Source organism: Kitasatospora sp. MBT63, assembly GCF_000710465.2.
Taxonomy (GTDB): domain Bacteria; phylum Actinomycetota; class Actinomycetes; order Streptomycetales; family Streptomycetaceae; genus Kitasatospora.
Genome location: NZ_JAIZ01000202.1, coordinates 34,152 through 50,352, shown reverse-complemented (window position 1 = coordinate 50,352; position 16,201 = coordinate 34,152). Strand labels below are relative to the sequence as shown.

Genomic DNA, 16,201 nt, shown 5'->3' with positions numbered 1-16,201 from the left:
ACCACATACACCGACGACCCCCCAACCGGACCACCGATCGACACCCGTGAACCCTGCTCGGGGCCGAGGACGGCGGTGGTGGTGACGCAGGTGTTCTCGGTCGGGCCGTAGGCGTTGATCAGCTTCAGGTCCGGGTAGGTGCGGGCGACGGCCGCGCACGGGCCGGGCAGGGCGACGTCGCCGCCGATGAGCAGCTGCCGCAGGCCGCCGAACGCCCCCATGTCCTGCTCGGCGATCTGGTGGAACAGTCCCGTGGTGGGGCTGAAGCTCGTGATCGCGTGCTCCCGGATCAGCGCCGCGATCTCGGGGACGTCCAGGCGGCCGGGGGCGGGCGCGACGACGGTGCCGCCGTTGAGCAGTGGGACCCAGATCTCCTCCAGCGAGACGTCGAAGGCGAGCGGGACGGTGTGCAGGGCGGTGTAGCCGGGGCCCGCCGACAGGTAGGTCTGCCGGTGCGCCAGCCGGACGATGTTGCGGTGGGTGATGCCGACGCACTTCGGAGCGCCGGTCGACCCCGAGGTGAAGGTCACGAACGCCAGCGAGTCGGGGTCCGCGGCCGGCGCGGGCGCCCCGGCGGGCTGCGCCGCGAGCAGCGCCTCGACCTCGGGATCGTCCAGCACCACGACCCTGCGGCCCTGTGCCGCCTCGCCGAGGGCGGCCAGCGACTCGACGGTGGCCACGATCACCTCGGTCCCGCTGTCGCCGACGAGCAGCCGGTTGCGCTCGGGCGGTGCGGCCGGGTCGAGCGAAAGGTACGCGCCGCCGGCCTTCAGGACCGCGAGCAGCACGGTGATGAGGGCGGCCGAGCGCGGGACCGCGACGCCGACGACGGTGTCGGTCCGCACGCCGTTCGCGCGCAGCACCCGGGCCAGCCGGTCGGAGTCGTGGTCGAGTCGGGAGTAGGTCAGGGTGCGGTCCGTGCCGACGACGGCCGTCGAGCCGGCTGCCGAGGGCAGGACGGCGGCGAAGAGCTCGGGCACCGTGGTCCGCGCGGTGGTGCCGAGGTTTGCGAGTCCGCGGTCGAGCAGTTCGCGGCGGTCGGCGGCGGTGAGCACGTCCAGTTCGCCGAGGCGCGCGCCGGGCCGCTCGGCCAGCTGCTGGAGGGTCAGTTCGTAGAGCGCCAGGACGCGTTCCGCGTCGGCCTCGCTCATCCGTGAGGGCTCGTAGGTGAGGTGGAGCAGCAGTTGCGTGCCGGCCACGACGCTGAGGTCCATCGGGAAGCCGGTCTGTTCGTAGCTGCGGACGGCCCGCAGGTCGAGCCCGGCGGCCTGCGAGTGGGTGTCCTGCGGTTCGGCGGCCTGCGGGTCGGTGTCCTGGTGGAGGTCGACGAACTGGAACAGGTTCTCGAAGAGCGGTGTGCCGCTCGGCACCGCGGTGTGCCGCCGGATCCGGGCGATGCCGATGTGCTCGGCCTTGCGCATCCCGTTCAGCGTGGAGTGCAGCGCGGTGAGCCAGTCCGTGACGACGGCGTCGGCGTCGACGGTGACCCGGGCGGGCACCGTGTTGATCAGCAGGCCGACGATTCGTTCCAGGCCGGCCTGGTCCGCGGAGCGGCCGGAGAGGATGGTGCCCCAGCACACGTCCCGCCGGCCGCTGTAGCGGGCCAGCGCGATCGCCCACGCGCCCTGCACCACCGTGTGGACGGTGCAGTGGTTGCGCCGGGCGAGGTCGGCCACCTGCCCGGTGAGGGCCGGGGTCAGGGTGCGGACGGCGGAGGCGCTGCTCGCGCTCGCCTCGCGCGCGGCGGGGGCGATGAACGGCAGCGTGGTCGGTGCGTCGAAGCCGCCGAGCAGAGCCGCCCAGAACTCCTCGTCGGCGCTCTCGTCGCGCCCGCGCAGCCATTGGACGTGGTGGCCGTAGGGCACCGGCTCGGGCAGTTCGGGGAGCGTACCGGCGGCCAGTGCGGCGTAGGCGGCGCCGAGTTCGCCGCGGACGATGGAGCCGCTCCAGGCGTCCATCAGGATGTGGTGCTGGTGCCAGGCGAGCAGGTGGCGTTCGCCGTCGAGCCGGATCAGGTCGAACGCCAGCGGCGGCGCCGCGGCCAGGTCCATGCCGCGGTGGCGCCGGTCGAGCAGCAGCCGGCCCGTCGCGTCGTGGACCGTCTGCTCGTCGCGGCCGCGCCAGTCCAGGGTCCGCAGTGGCAGCGGGAAGCCCCGGTGGACGACCTGGACGGGGTGCGGGACCCCGTCCGTGACGAAGGTCGTGCGCAGGATCGGGTGCCGGTCGATGACGTGCCGCCAGGCGGCGATGAACGCCTCGGTGTCGAGTGGGCCCCGGATCTCGAACACCGTCTGGGTCAGGTAGTTGCCGCTGCCCGGGCGGTGCGTGGATTCGAACAGGATCCCCGCCTGCAGGGGCGACAGGGTGTAGATGTCCACGACCGTGTCCGGCGGGTACCGGTCGAGGACGCCGTCCAGAGAGTCCGCGTCCAGGTCGGCCGCGGGGAACTGCTCGGGGGTGGGCCGGAGCCGCTGAGTCATCGCCTTTTCACCAATCAGCCTCGTCGGAAAGTGGGACCGCTCAGGCGTCCGCCGCGGCGGCCATCCGGTCGCGCAGGCTGCGCGGCCGCAGGTCCGTCCACACCCGGTCGATGTGCTCGACGCACTCCTGCTTGGTGCCCGTCGTCCCCTCGTCGGACCAGCCGGCCGGATTCGGCCGGTCCGCGGCCCAGACGGAGTACTGCTCCTCGTGGTTGACGACTACCTTGAACTGCGCCTCGTGACCGACGGCCATGACGTTCTCCTTCGTGCGGGTATGAGTGGGGGGTGGGGGTGGGGTGTCGCGGCCGGTCAGCTCATCGCGACGAGGATCCGGCGCTCGCCGGAGTACGGCTCGCGGCCGTGTGCCATCAGCATGTTGTCGATCAGCAGGACGTCGCCCTGCCGGTACGGCAGGGCCAGCGCGACCCGGTCGTAGGCGGCGGCGATCGTCCGCAGGTCCTCGTCGGGGATCGGGGCGCCGTCCGCGAGGTAGGCGTTGCGGGGCAGGTCGGCCTCCGCGTACAGCTCGGTCAGGGCCTCGTGGACCTCCGGTTCCAGGCTGGAGACGTGGAACAGGTTGGCCTGGTTGAACCAGACCTCCTCACCGGTGTGCGCGGCCGCGGCGGTGGCCGGGCGGCGGTGGCGGGTGCGCAGCCCGTCCTCGACCCACTCGAACTCGATGCCGTTGCGGGTGCAGTACTGCTCGACGGTGGCGCGGTCGGTGGTCTGGAAGGCCTCCTCCCAGCTCAGGCCGAGCCCGTCGCGGTAGGTACGGGTGTAGACGACGCCGTCGGCGAAGCGGGCACGCAGGCCGGCGGGCAGCTGGGCGAGGACCGAGCGGCTGTCCGCGATGGGGGTGGCGCCGCCGGTGGCGGGCGGCGTCTGGCAGAAGAAGAACAGCAGCTGCGGCCAGCGGCTCGCGTAGGAGTTCTCGTTGTGCATCGGGATCGCCTGGTCGGCGGGGTACTCGGTGGAGGTGTAGATGTTCCCGCTGACGGCGCTGCGCGGGGTGGAGCGCTCGGTGTACTCGAGCAGCTCGCCGCCGATCGCGCTGACCACCTGGTGGAACTCGCCGACGTCGCCGCAGGCGCCGCGCAGCAGGATGAACCCTTTGCTGCGGAGTTCGGCGAGCAGCGGCTCGCGGTGGGCGCCGACCCAGGCCAGGGGGTTGTCGACGGTGGCGAGGTCGTAGACGCGGGCGGTGGTGTGGCCGTTGTCGTGGACGGCGGCCTGCACGCCGCCGAGCGTGCTGCCTTCGGTGATGGGCATGGACGGTCCTGTTCGTCGAACGGGTGGGCGGGTCGGTCAGCCGGCGGCGAGGATGTCCCGGACGGTGCGCAGGCGCAGCACGGCCGTCAGGGGGATCTGCAGTCCGGCCTTGCGGGCGCGGGTGACCACGCGGGCGGCGGCAATGCTGGTGCCGCCCAGGGCGAGGAAGTCGTCGTCGATGCCGACCTCCTGCGCGCCGACGGTCTCGGCGATGACCCGGCACAGCAGTTCCTGTTCCGGGGTGACGGGTGCCGTCCGGGTGGCGGCGGGTCGGCCCGTGCCGGGTGCGGGCAGTGCCTCGCGGTCGAGTTTCCCGTTGGCGGTCAGCGGGAGGTCGTCCATCGCGACGAAGACGGCCGGGACCATGTACGGGGGCAGGGTCCGGGCCAGGGAGCGGCGCAGCTCGGCGGCGTCGACGGCGGTCCGGTCGGCGGTCACCACGTAGGCGGTGAGCACGGTGGTGCCGGCGGTATCCGTGCCCGCCGCCACGGCGGCCCGGTCCACCAGCGGGGAGGCGGCGAGTGCGGCCTCGATCTCGCCGGGCTCGACCCGGTGGCCGTTGACCTTGACCTGGTCGTCGGTGCGGCCGAGGTATTCGAGTTCGCCGTCCGGGCGGGTGCGTACCAGGTCGCCGGTGCGGTACATCCTCGTGCCCGGCCCGTCGAACGGGTCGTCGAGGAAGCGTTCCGCGGTGAGCTCGGGGCGGTTCAGGTATCCGCGGGCCACCTGGGCGCCGCCGATGAAGAGTTCGCCGCGCGCGCCGTCGGGGACGGGCCGCCGGGCGCCGTCCAGCACGTACAGCCGGGTGCCTTCGACGGCGCGTCCGATCGGTACGGCTCCCGGTTCCAGGCGGTGGCCGGGGCCGACGGTGTACACGCAGCAGCCGACGGTGGCCTCGGTGGGCCCGTACTCGTTGACGACGCCGACCCCGGGGTGGGCGGTCCGCCACTCCTGCAGCGCGGTGCCGAGCAGGGCCTCGCCGCCGATCACCAGTTGCTCGCTCGGCGAGCACTGCGCGGGCAGGCGGCGCAGCAGCGCGAGGTGCGACGGTGTCACCTTGAGGAAGGTCGGCTTGCGGAATCCCGGCGGCAGGGCGCGGCCGTCGGCCAGGGCGAGCAGGTCGACGATCTCCACCGATCCGCCGCTCAGCAGCGGGGGGAAGATGCTGGTCACGGCCAGGTCGAAGGAGACCGAGGAGTGCAGCAGGGTCCGGCCGGCCGTGGCCGGGTAGTGGGTGCGGACGTGGTCGAGGTAGACGTTCAGGGCCGCGTGGTCGATCACGACGCCCTTGGGGGTGCCCGTGGAGCCGGAGGTGTAGATCACGTACGCGGTGTCGTCGCCCGCGGGCGGCGGGACCGGGGCCGGGGAGTGGGCGCAGTACGGTGATCCGGCCGGGTCGTGGTCGTCCAGCAGTCGTTCGGTCTGCGGGGAGCCGAGGTGCAGGACGCGGGCGTCGGTGGCGGTCCCGGCGAGCACGGTGCGTACGGCCTCGCCCGACGCCACCACGATCGGTGTGGCGGAGTCGGCGAGGACCTGCGCGATCCGCTTGGCCGGGTCGTCGGCGGCGATCGGCACGTAGCCGGCGCCGGTCTTCAGGACGGCGAGCAGGGCGACGACGAGGTCGGCCGACCGGTCGGGCAGTACGGCGACGAGGGTGCCGGGCCGCGCGCCTTCGTCGGCGAGCACCGCGGCGAGCCGCGCCGCCCGGTCGTCGAGTTCCCGGTAGGTCGACGTGTGGCCGTCGTGGGCGACGGCGACCGCGTCGGGGGTGGCGCGGACCTGCGCGGCGAACAGTTCGGGTACCGTGCGCGGCGCCTTCGCCGGAAGTCGGGAGGACATGGTGACTACCACCTTTCAGCTGCTGACCAGGAGCGTTGCCGTGACGGCGGCGGCGACGGCCGGGCTGCGCAGCAGATCTGCGCGGCTGACGTCGAAGGAGGTCTCGCGGCCGGTGAAGCCGCCTTCGTGGTCGCGGGAGTTGAGGGACAGGGCATCCGTCCGGCGCGGTCGGCGTTCCAGTCGGAGTGCCGCCGTCAGGTAGCGGGTGTAGCCGCGGAACAGTGCCGTGAGTTCGTCGCCGACCTCGCCTTCGATGCCCCACCGCTCGAAGGCGATCCGGGAGGCGTCGGTGTAGACGGTGTGGAAGCCGTCGGCGAGGGCGGCGAACTCGCCGCCGCACTGTTCGACGATCTCTTCGGCGCGGCGGCGGAAGCGCTGTTGTTCGTCGTCCTCCAGGACGGTCATCGCGCCGAGGGCGCCGAACAGGTCGCGGGTGAGGGTGGTGGCGTTGGGTGCGCCCGGGTTGAACAGGACGACCTCGGGGCGCTCGCCCTGGCGGAGTTCGACGGCGTCGGCGAGGGCGGCCGCGTACACGCCGCCCGCGCAGTAGCCGAGGACCGCCGAGACCCGCTCGCCGGGTCGGGGCAGGGTCTCCAGCCACCACGCCAGGTACTGGTCGGCGTGCCGGGTGTCCGCCGTGGGCGGTATCGCGTGCCACACGTCGAGCCCGTCGGGCAGTAGCCGGGCCAGGTCCCGGAAGGTGGCCTCCTGGCGGGTGCTCCCGTCGAAGTCGACGGCCAGCACCAGGGCGCCCCGGTGGTCCCCGCCGAGCCGGTCCCACCCTTGCGTCGCTGCGGTCATGTGCGTACCTGCTTCCAGTCTCCGGGCGGGTCTCAGCCCTGGACGGTCCGGGCGGCGACGGCCTCGGCGACGCCGTCGACCGTCCGGCCGCGGAAGACGTCGCGGATCGTCACCTTGACGTCGAATTCCTGGCGGAGCCGGGCGACCAGGCGCGCGCCGAGCATCGAGTTGCCGCCGAGTTCGAAGAAGTCGCTCTCGCCGTCGACGGGCTCGTCGCCGCCGAGGATCTCCTGGAAGACCTGTGCGACGCGCGGCGCGATGGTCTCGGCGGTGGGCACGGCGGACGTCGGGGACGTCTGGTCGGGTGTGGTGGTCATGTGCGGTGTCCTTGCGGTCGGGGTGGTGGTGGCGGGTGCGGTGGGTGCGGTCCCGCGAGGGCCGCGCCGGGGGTCTATGCGCCGGGGCGGTCGACGGCGACGAGCCGCAGCTCGGACGCGTAGGCGGCGCCCGCGCGGTCGTGCAGCCAGTGGCCGTCGCGGTCGGGCAGCATCTCGGAGAACGAGATGCGGGAGGTGGGGTCGTCCTCGGCGGCGCTGCGGACGGCGGCGGCGAGCAGTTCCACCAGCGCGATGCTGGCGAAGTCGACGTACATCGGCTTCGCCTCGACGGCGACCCGGTAGAACGCCCGCTGCGGCAGTCCCGCGGCGTCGCGCCAGCGCAGTGCGGCCCGGTGCCGCTCGATGCGGTCGGAACGCCGGGTCCAGGCGAGGCCGGTGATGCCGATGCTCCAGGACTCGCGGGAGATCACCAGCCGGTCGATCGTGACGCGGGGGCGGTGTGCGGCGGACGGCAGCGGTTTGAAGCCGTTCATGGCGGCGCCGGAGAGGTACTCCCCCAGCACCTCCAGGATGTCCAGGTCGGGTGCGTCGGGGGAGGTGACGATCAGGCGTTCGCCGTCGCGGTGGACGCTCATCGACGCGCCGGGGACGACCCGGCGCGTGGTGCCGGTGTTGCGGGCGTGCATGGTCCAGGTCAGGTCCTGCGGGCCGGTCAGCACCGGGGGGTAGGTCCGGGAGTTGACCGCCGGGGACTCGCGGGAGGGCAGTGGGAGCACGCGCGGGGTGCGGCGGTCGGCCGCGTCCATCGCGGCGGCCCGGGCGGGGTCCGGGAACTGGGACATCCCGGCCCGGCTGTCCTGGGTGTTGATCGCCAGGTGCAGCTCGCCGAGGACGAACTCGTACTCCCCTGCGGCGATCGCCTGCGGGTCACGGCTGGTGATCATGATGTCGGGGCACTGGTGGACGGCCGAGGACCACGGCGGCTCGCAGGCCGGGAACAGCTCGTGCACCCGGTCGGCGAGGTCGGCGGCCGACAGGTGGTGGCGGCGGACGCCGTCCGGGACGGCCAGGATCTCGGCCCAGCAGCGCTGGAGTTCCGGGACCACCGCCGCGACCGGCGGTGCGAGGTCCTGGAAGGAGTAGATCAGGTCCGGTGTCATGGCGTTGAGGAGGGCGTTCAGCGTCACCTCGCCGTCGGCGGAGCGCGAGCGCAGCCGCTCGTACACCTGGGTGAGGCGCCCGGCGTAGGCCTCGCCGACCCGGCCGACGAACCAGCGCGCGCTGTCGAGCATCAGGCCCAGGGGCGCGGCGAGTTCCCCGAGCAGGTCCGCTCCGAGTGCGACCTCGGTGTCGCGGACCGTGTCCTCGTAGACCACGCGCCGGCCGCCGTAGGCCTGGCCCGCGCGGCGTTCCGGGTCCTGCCCGGTCACCCGCTCGAAGACCTCGTCGAGCCGGTCCATGGCGAGGAGCACCGCGTCCGCATCGCCCGCCGCATCGCCGACGGCGTCGCGGGCGGCGAGCACCTCGTCCAGCAGGGCGAGCGCCCGCTCGCGGGCCTGCGCGTCCGCCACCTGCGCGAGCTCGTCCCGGAGGTCCTGCTCGCGGAACTCGCCGAAGGACAGCGGCAGCTCGCACACGAGCAGGTCCTCGGCGCCGAGCCGGTCGACGACGTCCGGCACGCGCTCGCCGGTCCGCCCGGTGTAGCCGGGGAGCGCACGCTCGATCTCGTGGATCGTGGTGGCGCCGTCGCACCGGTCGTGGACCTCGGCCTCCGCGGTGGTGAGCATGCGGACCTGGCCGTGCGGCCGCCGGACGCCGCCGTCGGCCGACAGGGTGTCGGCCTGCGAGCGGCGTGGCTTCAGGGACGCCCGTACCTGCGGGTCGGCGGCGATCGCGCGGGCCACCGCGTCGAGGGCCCAGGTCTCGAAGTACACCTGGCGCCGGCTCAGCAGCTTGTCGCCGGGCCGGACCGTGATCCCGGTGGTGTCCTCGCTCCAGCGGCCCCAGCAGTGCGGCCCGAAGAAGCCGATGGTCTCGTTCTTCAGTGCGTAGCGCTGGAGGTAGGTGGCGACCTTGAGTTCGCGGCGGCGCTGCTTCGCGGGCCGGGCCTTGGAGCGGGTGGCGACCTTGTCCACGCAGTCGCGCAGCATGGCGGGGTTCTGCCAGGCGATCGCCTCGCGGAGCATCGGGTCGGCCGCCGCCGAACGCAGTGCCTCCTCCAGTGCCGTGACGGCGCGTTCGTAGTGCAGGGTGAGCTGCTGCGATGCCGGGTCTTCGCCGTCCTCGGCGGCCGCGGCGGCCAGCAGGGCGTCGTCGGCGAGCGGTTCGACGGTGGCCGACGGGAAGCCGGCGGAGCGCAGTTCCACGTCCCGCCACACCTGCCATCCGGTGTCGCCGAGGGGGATCAGGTGCTCGGGGGGGTTATGGCCCGCGTCGTTCATCCGGCTTGTTCCGTCCGTCCCGTTCATGGGGTCTCCTCGATCCGGACGGTTCGTCCGGCGCACTGTGCGAGCGATTCGGCGAGGCGGTGGGTGTAGTGCTCGCCGGATTGCTGCGACAGGTGTCCGCTCCACTGCACCTCGCAGCCCAGGGCGCCGCCGTCCTCGAAGAAGCGCACCGACAGCGGGGTCTTGGCCGCGTAGTTGGGGACGTCGAGCTCGGCGGTGCAGGTCACGCCCGCGCGGGTGTGCTCGACGGACTGCTGCTGGCGGCGGTGGGAGATCATCACCTGGTTGAGTGCCTCCACCGCTCCCCCGCCGCGGCGCACGTGCGCGGCCAGGTCGGCGAAGGGGTAGTGGCGCCGCCGCAGGTCGTCGGACCAGCGCGGGTGCTCCCGCCGGACCAGGTCGACGGCCGTCTCGCCGCCCTCCCGGTGCGCGGGCATCGGCACCTCGTTCACGAAGCACCCCACCACCGGGGCGTGCGCGGCGGGCCGCTGGGACGCGGCCGCGCCGAGGACGGTCACGCCGCCGTCCGGGACGGGCAGGGCATGGTGCACCGCCGCCGAGACCAGCTTGAACACGCTGACGCCGGCGGAGGCGGCGCTGCGGCCGATGCCCTGCGCGGCGGCCGGGTCGGCGGTGATGATGCGGCGCAGCACCGTGTCGGCGGAGCCCTCGCGCGGGAACGGGGTGAGCATCGCCGACGGCTGGATCCGGTCGTACCAGTAGTCGCGGTCCTCGGTGAGCGCGGCCTCCTCGGCGGCGCGGATCCGGCGGACCAGTCGGACGTACTCGTCCTCGTCGGGCGGTTGCGGTGCTGCGGCGCCGGAGATGAGCGTGCTCAGCCGTTCGGCGAGGAGGTGGTGGCTGATCCAGTCGTAGACGAGGTGGTGGACGATCAGCACCACCGTCGTGTGCTCCGGGCCCGCCGGGAGGCTGAGGAAGCGCACCAGCGGGCCGCCGTCCACCTCGAACGGCAGCATGGTCCGGGCCGCGATGAAGGCTTCGGTGTCGGCCACGGGCTCGGCGAGTACGTCGACCTCGGGGGTCTCGTCCGAGAAGCAGTAGACGATCTCGCCGGTCCAGCCGTCGATCCCCGTCCGTACCCGCAGGGCGGGTGTCGTGGCCACCAGCAGGCGGCAGGCGGCGGCCAGGTCGGCCGCCGTCACCGGGCCGCGGACCTCGACGCGGATCGCCAGGTTGTAGGCGCCCGCCGCCTCGGCCTTCTCGTCCGCGAAGAACAGTGCGGCCTGGGCCAGGGTGGCCCGTTCGGTCCCCTGCATCAGAGCCATGGCCGGCCGCCTTCGGCCGCGATCCGGCCGATCAGACCGAACAGGCCGCGCAGGCCGGGTCGGTCCGCCGCTGCGGCAGCACCGCCCGTCGACGCCGTGGGCGTATCGGTGGCCGGGCGGGGGTGGCCGGGACGCTGCGCGGGGAAGCGGAACGGGCCGAATCGCATACGGGCTCCTGGGCTGCGGGAGGGTGGGGTCTTCCGTGCCTGCGTGCGTGGGTGTGGGACGCGAACGGGGGCGTTCCGTGGCAGGCGTGAGGAGGAGGGACCGGTTCCGTCTCCGAAGTGGCGGCCGTTCCTCCTGGTCACAGCCTGCGGGCCCGCACGACTGGCTTCAACTTCCGTGCCCCCTCAGCAAGTTGCCCGACAGCAAAGCGGGCGGGTGCATACACCGCCAAAGGGGCATTGGTGGCAGTCGGGGCATTCCGTTCGCCCGCTGGGGCACCACGCGTCCCCGGGCCACGACTTCGATGCCGGGCCCGCGCCGGATCCTGCGTGAATCTCTGCCATGTCAGGCAGGTTCGAGTCGTGGCGCGGTCTCTATCGTGGCGTCAGTTCGCGGATCGGGCGGAGGGCTCTGGCATGGCGGTGGAGACCGAGAACGTCGAGTGCTTGATGGGATGGCTCGCGGAGGGCGGCCCTGCACGGACGCACACCGGGGGCGACCTGCTGGTGGAGAGGCTCGCGGTGCTGGCCTTCCAGGACGACCGGGGGTGGCCGGACGACCCGGGGCGGGCCGTCAGCCACCGGGACGCTCTTCGTGTGTGGTTCGCGGGCGACAGCGCCGGGGAGTCCCGGTTCGTCGAAGCCACCCGTCCGGACGCGGACCCCGGCGCGTTCATCGACTGGTTCCTCCCCGTGGTGCTCGCCCGGGAGGAACAGGCCACGCGGAGCCAGGAGGGCGACGCCGGGGACGAACCGTGCTGGCGCAACCCGAACCACGACGGCACGCCCGGCACCGAGTTCTACCGGATCGACCCGGGCACCGGCGGGTACCTGTACGCGGCGGGCGAGGACGACGAGGAGTGGCTGGCCTACGAGCAGCGCCGCTACTCCGAACCGGCCAGGGACGAGGCGTACGGCCTCGCGTACCGGTACGACCGTAGGGACGGGACGTACGAGTGGTACGACGAGCAGTCTGCCGGCTGGCGGGACCAGGCCTGGGCCGATGCCCGGGCGGCCGGTACGGACGGGGCCGCCTCCGGCGCTTCGGATCGTTCGGAGGCGGCCTGGGACGGCAATGTCAGGATGTTCTACCGGCTAGGGCCGGACGGCGCCTACGAGTACGCCGACGCCAGGTCCCCCGGGAACGGGTCCAGCGGCTGCGGCGAGGTGTGGCTGAGCGCCGAGCAGGCCCGTACCCGGGTGATGCCGGTCTTCCTGATTCCCGGCTGGCAGGACCTGGAGGACGAAACGTGGGCACGGGGCTGGTACACCCTGCCGGACACGGCAGGCGGATACCGGTACCTGTACTCGCCCGAGCGGACACCGGGAGCCGGCGACGAGGGCTGGAGCGCGGTGCCCCCGGCACCTCCCGCGGACCCGACCCCGGAGCAGGAGGAGGAGTACGCGCTTCTGGGATTCACCCTCGACGAGGCGGTCGAAGCGATCAGGGCCCTCTCCGAAGCACTCGACGCGCCGGGCGCGCCGGAATGACCACCGTGGCCGCTTGAGCGGCGCCACCGACCGAGGACGGCTGGAACGAGATGGGCAACAGGCAGTCGCAGAGCATCATGGACAAGGCGGCCAAGGCCAGGGAGGAACTCAGGAGGAGCAACCGGGACGAAGCTTCGATCAGGCGCGCAGAGATCGTGCATGCGGAGATCATCTCGGCCATCAAGGAGGCCGGTTTCTCGCAGGGCCGGCTGACGGAGTTGACTCAGGCCAGCAATGACTTCCTCAATGACATAACGGGCGTCAAGAAGCAGATGGAGGACGGCAGGGAGAAGCAGCGCTTGCTGCTAGAGGAACACAAGGCGGAGGTACTCAAGAAAGCCTCCGACATACGCGGTCGATTCAATCAGGTGAACGCGTCCCTGCGCGAGACCGAAAGGGAGTCGAACAGTCTCGAGACGCAGTGGAGGAATTCCCTCGGGATCGACCAGAAGAACGAGCACGGCGTCCCCCTGCAGGCCGTGGAGGAGGCATTCCTCGACCGGGCCGACATGCGGGCACTCCGGGACCGTCGTACGGCGCTGCTCAAGCTTCGGGATGCGCTGGAGGGAGCACGGGGGCTGCCGGAGTCGGAGCAGCTGGGCAAGTTGGGCGCACAGTCCTTCCTGGATGCGTTCCAGCGTGCGGCCGGGGGTGAGGATCCGTTCCCGGCCTCCCCCTCCTCCTCCTCGTCCTCGGTTCCCGCGCCGTTGAAGCAGGCTCTGCAGCGACTCAAGTCGAGCCTCTCCGAGGTTCCCGAGCATGATGTCGATGAAGCCTTCAGGCACCTCCTGGGGGTCGGGCTCCCCGTGACCTCGATTCTCCGGGCCCCGCTGCCGGATGCCGCCGCTGCCGGGGCTCTGAAGAATTTCTCCGGGCGCGAGGGCGGGGTCTGGAATGTCACCGATGCTCTGAAGGAGGCGGACAAGGCCTTCCCCGGCGGCGATCCGCTCACTGGAGAGATCAAGGAAATGATCAGGGCGATGAGTGGGGGAGCCGGACACGGTGCACGGCTCCGCAGCAAGGCGCCGGAGATGGTGCTGGCCGGGAACAGTGCCGGTTTCGACCTGTCCCAGCGGGCCGTGTTCGAGTTCGTCGCCTCCGCGGGGATCGCCTGGGTGAGCTCGCGGTCCGAATCGGACAGCGGCGGTCCGAATCCGACGAAGATCAGAGGAAACGTCTGAGGTCGGCCGTCCCGTCCGGGTCGACGGCTCAGACGTGTTCCGGAACGACCTCGGCCAGCCGGCGTTGAAGCTGGCGGCGTGAGGAGAGGTCGAGCTTGGCGAAGACGTGGCCGAGGTGGTACTCGACGGTCTTGACGCTGACGAACAGCTGCTGGGCGATCTCGCGGTTGGTCAGGCCCTGGGCGGCGCAGCGTGCGATGTCCATCTCCCGGTCGGTGAGCCGGGTGGCCGCTCCGGCGGGCTCCGGGGCAGTGGTGGTGCCGAGTGCTCGGTGGTCGGGTTCGAGGCGGGCGAGGAAGGGGGCCGCCCCGAGTCCCTGAAGGCGGTCGCGGGCGCTGTCGATCAGGCGGAGGGCTCGTTGCCGGTCGCCCTGGCGCAGGTGCAGTGTTCCTGCCGCGTGTTCGAGCCGGGCCAGGTGCAGGGGCGGGTAGTCGGGTCCGAACGGTCGGGCGAGGACTTCGTCGTAGGCGGCCGCGGCGGCTTCCGGGTTTCCCTCGACGAAGGCGATCCGTCCTGCGGTGAAGGCGGTGATCGGTCGCAGGAATTCGATCTGTCGGCTCTGCTCCCGCAGTCGCTCCAGTGCTTCGCGGGCCTGGTCGATTCGTCCGGTGCCGGTGAGTGCTTCGGCCCACATCGGCCAGAACTGGTGGGTCGGCCAGACTCCGCCGTCGGACTGCACGAGGGCGAGGGCCGGCAGTAGCGCCTCGTACATGGCCGCGGGGTCCGCCTGGGCCTGGGCGATGGCGGCGAGGCCGAGGCTGTGGCTGTCCGCGAAGACGGGGAGGGTGGGCCGGCCGGCGATCGCCCGGCAGTGTTCGCGGGCACTCTCCCAGCGGCCCTGGCCGGCCGCGACGATCGCGGCCCAGCCGTGGCCGGCGGCCTCCTGTGTCCCGAAAGCGGCCAGTTCCGCCTCGGTGTAAGCCAGTTCGGCCTGCACCGCGGCCGCCCGCCAGTCCCCGAGCAGGTACTGGCAGACGGCGAGGTTGCTGTGTGCGTGCGAGAGGGAGAGCGGTGCGGTGGCGTCCGACCTGGCCGGCGCGAGCATGGCGCTGAAGTCCCGGGCCGCCTCCCGCAGCTGTCCGAGGGCGAGGTGGCAGAAGCCGCGGTTCACCAGCAGGACCGTGTCGGTCAGAGCGGTCTCGGCGGGGTCTTCGGGCAGGGCGGCCAGCCAGGGCTCCCGGAGAGCGGCCCGCGGGCCCTCGGTGAACATGAGGGCGATGCCCAGCAGCCATCTCACCAGCACGGAGGTGCCCTGGGTGGCCAGGTCCGCCTGTCTCATCAGTTCGGCGGCGCGTGCCTGTTCCCCGGCGTGGAAGGCGGCCACGCTCTGACGGATGGTGGCGATGGTCTCGGTCTCCCGGTCGCCCTCTTCCCGGGCCTGGGTGACGGCGAGGATTCCGAGTTGCAACGCGGTGCCGTAGTCGCCGGTCTGCTGGGCGTAGCAGCACTGCAGCATGGTGCGACGGGCGGTGGGGGCGCAGTGTTCGACCGCCTCGCGCAGTTGGGAGGCGCCTTTGAGGCCGTTGCGGTTGAAGACGTTGTTCATGTGGGTGGCGGCGGACAGCAGGCGGTCCTCGTGGAGTTCGCGGGTGTCGGACAGGTCGGCGGCCCACCGCAGGAGGGTCGCGGCGCGGGCGAGCTGGCCGTCGCCGGCCTGGCGCCGGGATTCCTGTTCGAGTTCGAGGGCCAGGGCGGGGTCGGTGGTGTCGCAGGCTGCGACCCGGTGGCTCCAGGCGGCGTCCGCGCCGACCAGGGGGGCGGCCGCGGTGTGCAGCGTACGGCGGCGCTGCGGTGTCATGGCCTGGTAGATGGCGTCGCGTTGCAGCTGGTGGTTCAGGTGGACCGGGGTGGAGGGTTCACCCGGGGACCATCCGGCCAAGCCGCACTCCAGCAGTGGCTCCAGGGCCTCGGCCACGTCGTCGATCTCGGCGAAGCGTCCGGCCAGGACGAGCGGGACTCTGGCGTCGAGTACGGCGAGGACCTCGGCGAGCGCCCGGCTCCGTGGGGGCAGGGTGTCCAGGGTCCGGCAGATGGCACTGCTGAGCGAGGTGGGCACCGGGAGGGGGCGGTCGGGGTCGGCCAGGTCGGCCGGGGTGACTGATTCCAGCAGGGACAGCAGGTGCAGGGGGTGCCCGTCGGTGTGGCGCCACAGCCGATGGGCCAGGTCCGGTCGGGCTTCGGCTCCCGGTCCGGCGAGTGTTCTGACGTCGTTCTCGGGCAGGCCGGACAGACGCAGCACGTGGGTGTTGGCGATGCCCGACTCCAGATGCCGCCATTCCTGGACGTCCTGTTCGGACAGGACGTCCGTCGGTCCTGCGGCGGTGAGCGGGGAGGTGCGGGCGGTGACGACCACCAGGACTCTGTCGGCCCACAGGCGGCGCAGCAGGAACCGCAGGGCGCGCAGCGACTCCTCGTCCGCCCACTGTGCGTCGTCGACGGCGAGAAGAACGGGGCCGTCGCTCTGGGCCTGGTCGATGAGCTCGATCAGTTCGGCTCCGACGGCGGACGGTGCGGTGGTGGGGCCGAGAGGTCTGCTCAGGACTTCGAAGCGTTCGAGCGTGTCGCGGTCGGCGCGGAGCAGCCACTGGCCGACGGCGCCGAAGGCCCAGTCCTGCTCGGAGGGGTCACACAGGGCCCACCAGGTCGAGAAGCCGTCGAGGTGGTCGAGTGCTTGGCGGACCAGGGCGGTCTTGCCGATCCCCGCCTCGCCCTCGACAAGTACCAGGCCGGGGGTGCCCTGTTCGGCCTGGGCGGCGTACCGGGCCAGCACGGCGAGTTCTGCTGCGCGGCCCACGAACGAGCCCCCCGCCGCTGGCCCTGCCCGGGTCTGGGTGGTCCCCTCGGTGTCGCTGGAGATGACAGCCACAGACACGATTATTTCACAGCAGATGCACCAGATATGTCGATTGTCCCTTTATCTCCTCTATGCCTGCGCGGTCGCGGCCGCTGGTCCACCTGCACCGGG

12 protein-coding genes are annotated in these 16,201 nt (G+C 72.4%); 2 read left to right on the top strand and 10 right to left on the bottom strand.

Annotated elements, in window-relative coordinates; genetic code table 11:
• The 9 genes from AA75_RS14260 to AA75_RS49295 form a co-directional block, all read right to left on the bottom strand.
• On the bottom strand, positions 1-2,480 hold a 2,480-nt coding region (locus tag AA75_RS14260), incomplete at its 3' end, for a condensation domain-containing protein (protein ID WP_033820354.1).
• Positions 2,481-2,520: 40 nt separating this feature from the next.
• Positions 2,521-2,733 (bottom strand): MbtH family protein, encoded by a 213-nt coding sequence (locus AA75_RS14255; RefSeq protein ID WP_033820353.1) that lies wholly within the window; start codon positions 2,731-2,733, stop codon positions 2,521-2,523.
• A gap of 56 nt (positions 2,734-2,789) precedes the next feature.
• Positions 2,790-3,749 (bottom strand): TauD/TfdA family dioxygenase, encoded by a 960-nt coding sequence (locus AA75_RS14250; RefSeq protein ID WP_033820352.1) that lies wholly within the window; start codon positions 3,747-3,749, stop codon positions 2,790-2,792.
• A 36-nt stretch (positions 3,750-3,785) separates the two neighbouring features.
• A complete protein-coding gene (locus tag AA75_RS14245; protein WP_051812361.1) occupies positions 3,786-5,588 on the bottom strand; it encodes a non-ribosomal peptide synthetase in 1,803 nt (600 codons plus the stop codon).
• Positions 5,589-5,603: 15 nt separating this feature from the next.
• On the bottom strand, positions 5,604-6,389 hold the full coding sequence (locus AA75_RS14240; protein ID WP_051812348.1) for a hypothetical protein: 786 nt from the start codon (positions 6,387-6,389) through the stop codon (positions 5,604-5,606).
• 32 nt (positions 6,390-6,421) lie between these two features.
• A complete protein-coding gene (locus AA75_RS14235; protein WP_033820351.1) occupies positions 6,422-6,706 on the bottom strand; it encodes an acyl carrier protein in 285 nt (94 codons plus the stop codon).
• A 74-nt stretch (positions 6,707-6,780) separates the two neighbouring features.
• The gene (locus AA75_RS14230; protein ID WP_082526500.1) at positions 6,781-9,135 is read right to left on the bottom strand and encodes a lantibiotic dehydratase; all 2,355 of its coding nucleotides are present in this window, start codon (positions 9,133-9,135) and stop codon (positions 6,781-6,783) included.
• Positions 9,132-10,400, bottom strand: a complete 1,269-nt coding sequence (locus AA75_RS14225; RefSeq protein ID WP_082526499.1) for a condensation domain-containing protein — start codon at positions 10,398-10,400, stop codon at positions 9,132-9,134. Before AA75_RS14225 ends, AA75_RS14230 begins: the two co-directional genes overlap by 4 nt.
• Complete coding sequence (locus tag AA75_RS49295; RefSeq protein WP_158515497.1) at positions 10,391-10,567, bottom strand: hypothetical protein; 177 nt, start codon at positions 10,565-10,567, stop codon at positions 10,391-10,393. The genes AA75_RS14225 and AA75_RS49295 overlap by 10 nt, the downstream gene beginning before the upstream one ends.
• A 414-nt stretch (positions 10,568-10,981) precedes the next feature.
• Here AA75_RS49295 and AA75_RS14220 point away from each other — a divergent pair, with 414 nt between their 5' ends.
• Complete coding sequence (locus AA75_RS14220) at positions 10,982-12,055, top strand: hypothetical protein (protein WP_033820348.1); 1,074 nt, start codon at positions 10,982-10,984, stop codon at positions 12,053-12,055.
• 50 nt (positions 12,056-12,105) lie between these two features.
• Positions 12,106-13,236, top strand: coding sequence for a hypothetical protein (locus AA75_RS14215; protein ID WP_033820347.1), 1,131 nt, complete (start codon positions 12,106-12,108; stop codon positions 13,234-13,236).
• A 28-nt stretch (positions 13,237-13,264) separates the two neighbouring features.
• Here AA75_RS14215 and AA75_RS14210 read toward each other — a convergent pair whose 3' ends face one another.
• Positions 13,265-16,102 (bottom strand): LuxR family transcriptional regulator, encoded by a 2,838-nt coding sequence (locus AA75_RS14210; RefSeq protein ID WP_149038126.1) that lies wholly within the window; start codon positions 16,100-16,102, stop codon positions 13,265-13,267.
• Between the last annotated feature and the right edge of the window lie 99 nt (positions 16,103-16,201).

Excerpts from the sequence above, each read along its gene's own strand:
- AA75_RS14255 (WP_033820353.1), bottom strand. The coding sequence starts at position 2,733 with ATGGCCGTCGGTCACGAGGCGCAGTTCAAGGTAGTCGTCAACCACGAG.
- AA75_RS14250 (WP_033820352.1), bottom strand. The coding sequence starts at position 3,749 with ATGCCCATCACCGAAGGCAGCACGCTCGGCGGCGTGCAGGCCGCCGTC.
- AA75_RS14245 (WP_051812361.1), bottom strand. The coding sequence starts at position 5,588 with ATGTCCTCCCGACTTCCGGCGAAGGCGCCGCGCACGGTACCCGAACTG.
- AA75_RS14240 (WP_051812348.1), bottom strand. The coding sequence starts at position 6,389 with ATGACCGCAGCGACGCAAGGGTGGGACCGGCTCGGCGGGGACCACCGG.
- AA75_RS14235 (WP_033820351.1), bottom strand. The coding sequence starts at position 6,706 with ATGACCACCACACCCGACCAGACGTCCCCGACGTCCGCCGTGCCCACC.
- AA75_RS14230 (WP_082526500.1), bottom strand. The coding sequence starts at position 9,135 with ATGAACGGGACGGACGGAACAAGCCGGATGAACGACGCGGGCCATAAC.
- AA75_RS14225 (WP_082526499.1), bottom strand. The coding sequence starts at position 10,400 with ATGGCTCTGATGCAGGGGACCGAACGGGCCACCCTGGCCCAGGCCGCA.
- AA75_RS49295 (WP_158515497.1), bottom strand. The coding sequence starts at position 10,567 with ATGCGATTCGGCCCGTTCCGCTTCCCCGCGCAGCGTCCCGGCCACCCC.
- AA75_RS14220 (WP_033820348.1), top strand. The coding sequence starts at position 10,982 with ATGGCGGTGGAGACCGAGAACGTCGAGTGCTTGATGGGATGGCTCGCG.
- AA75_RS14215 (WP_033820347.1), top strand. The coding sequence starts at position 12,106 with ATGGGCAACAGGCAGTCGCAGAGCATCATGGACAAGGCGGCCAAGGCC.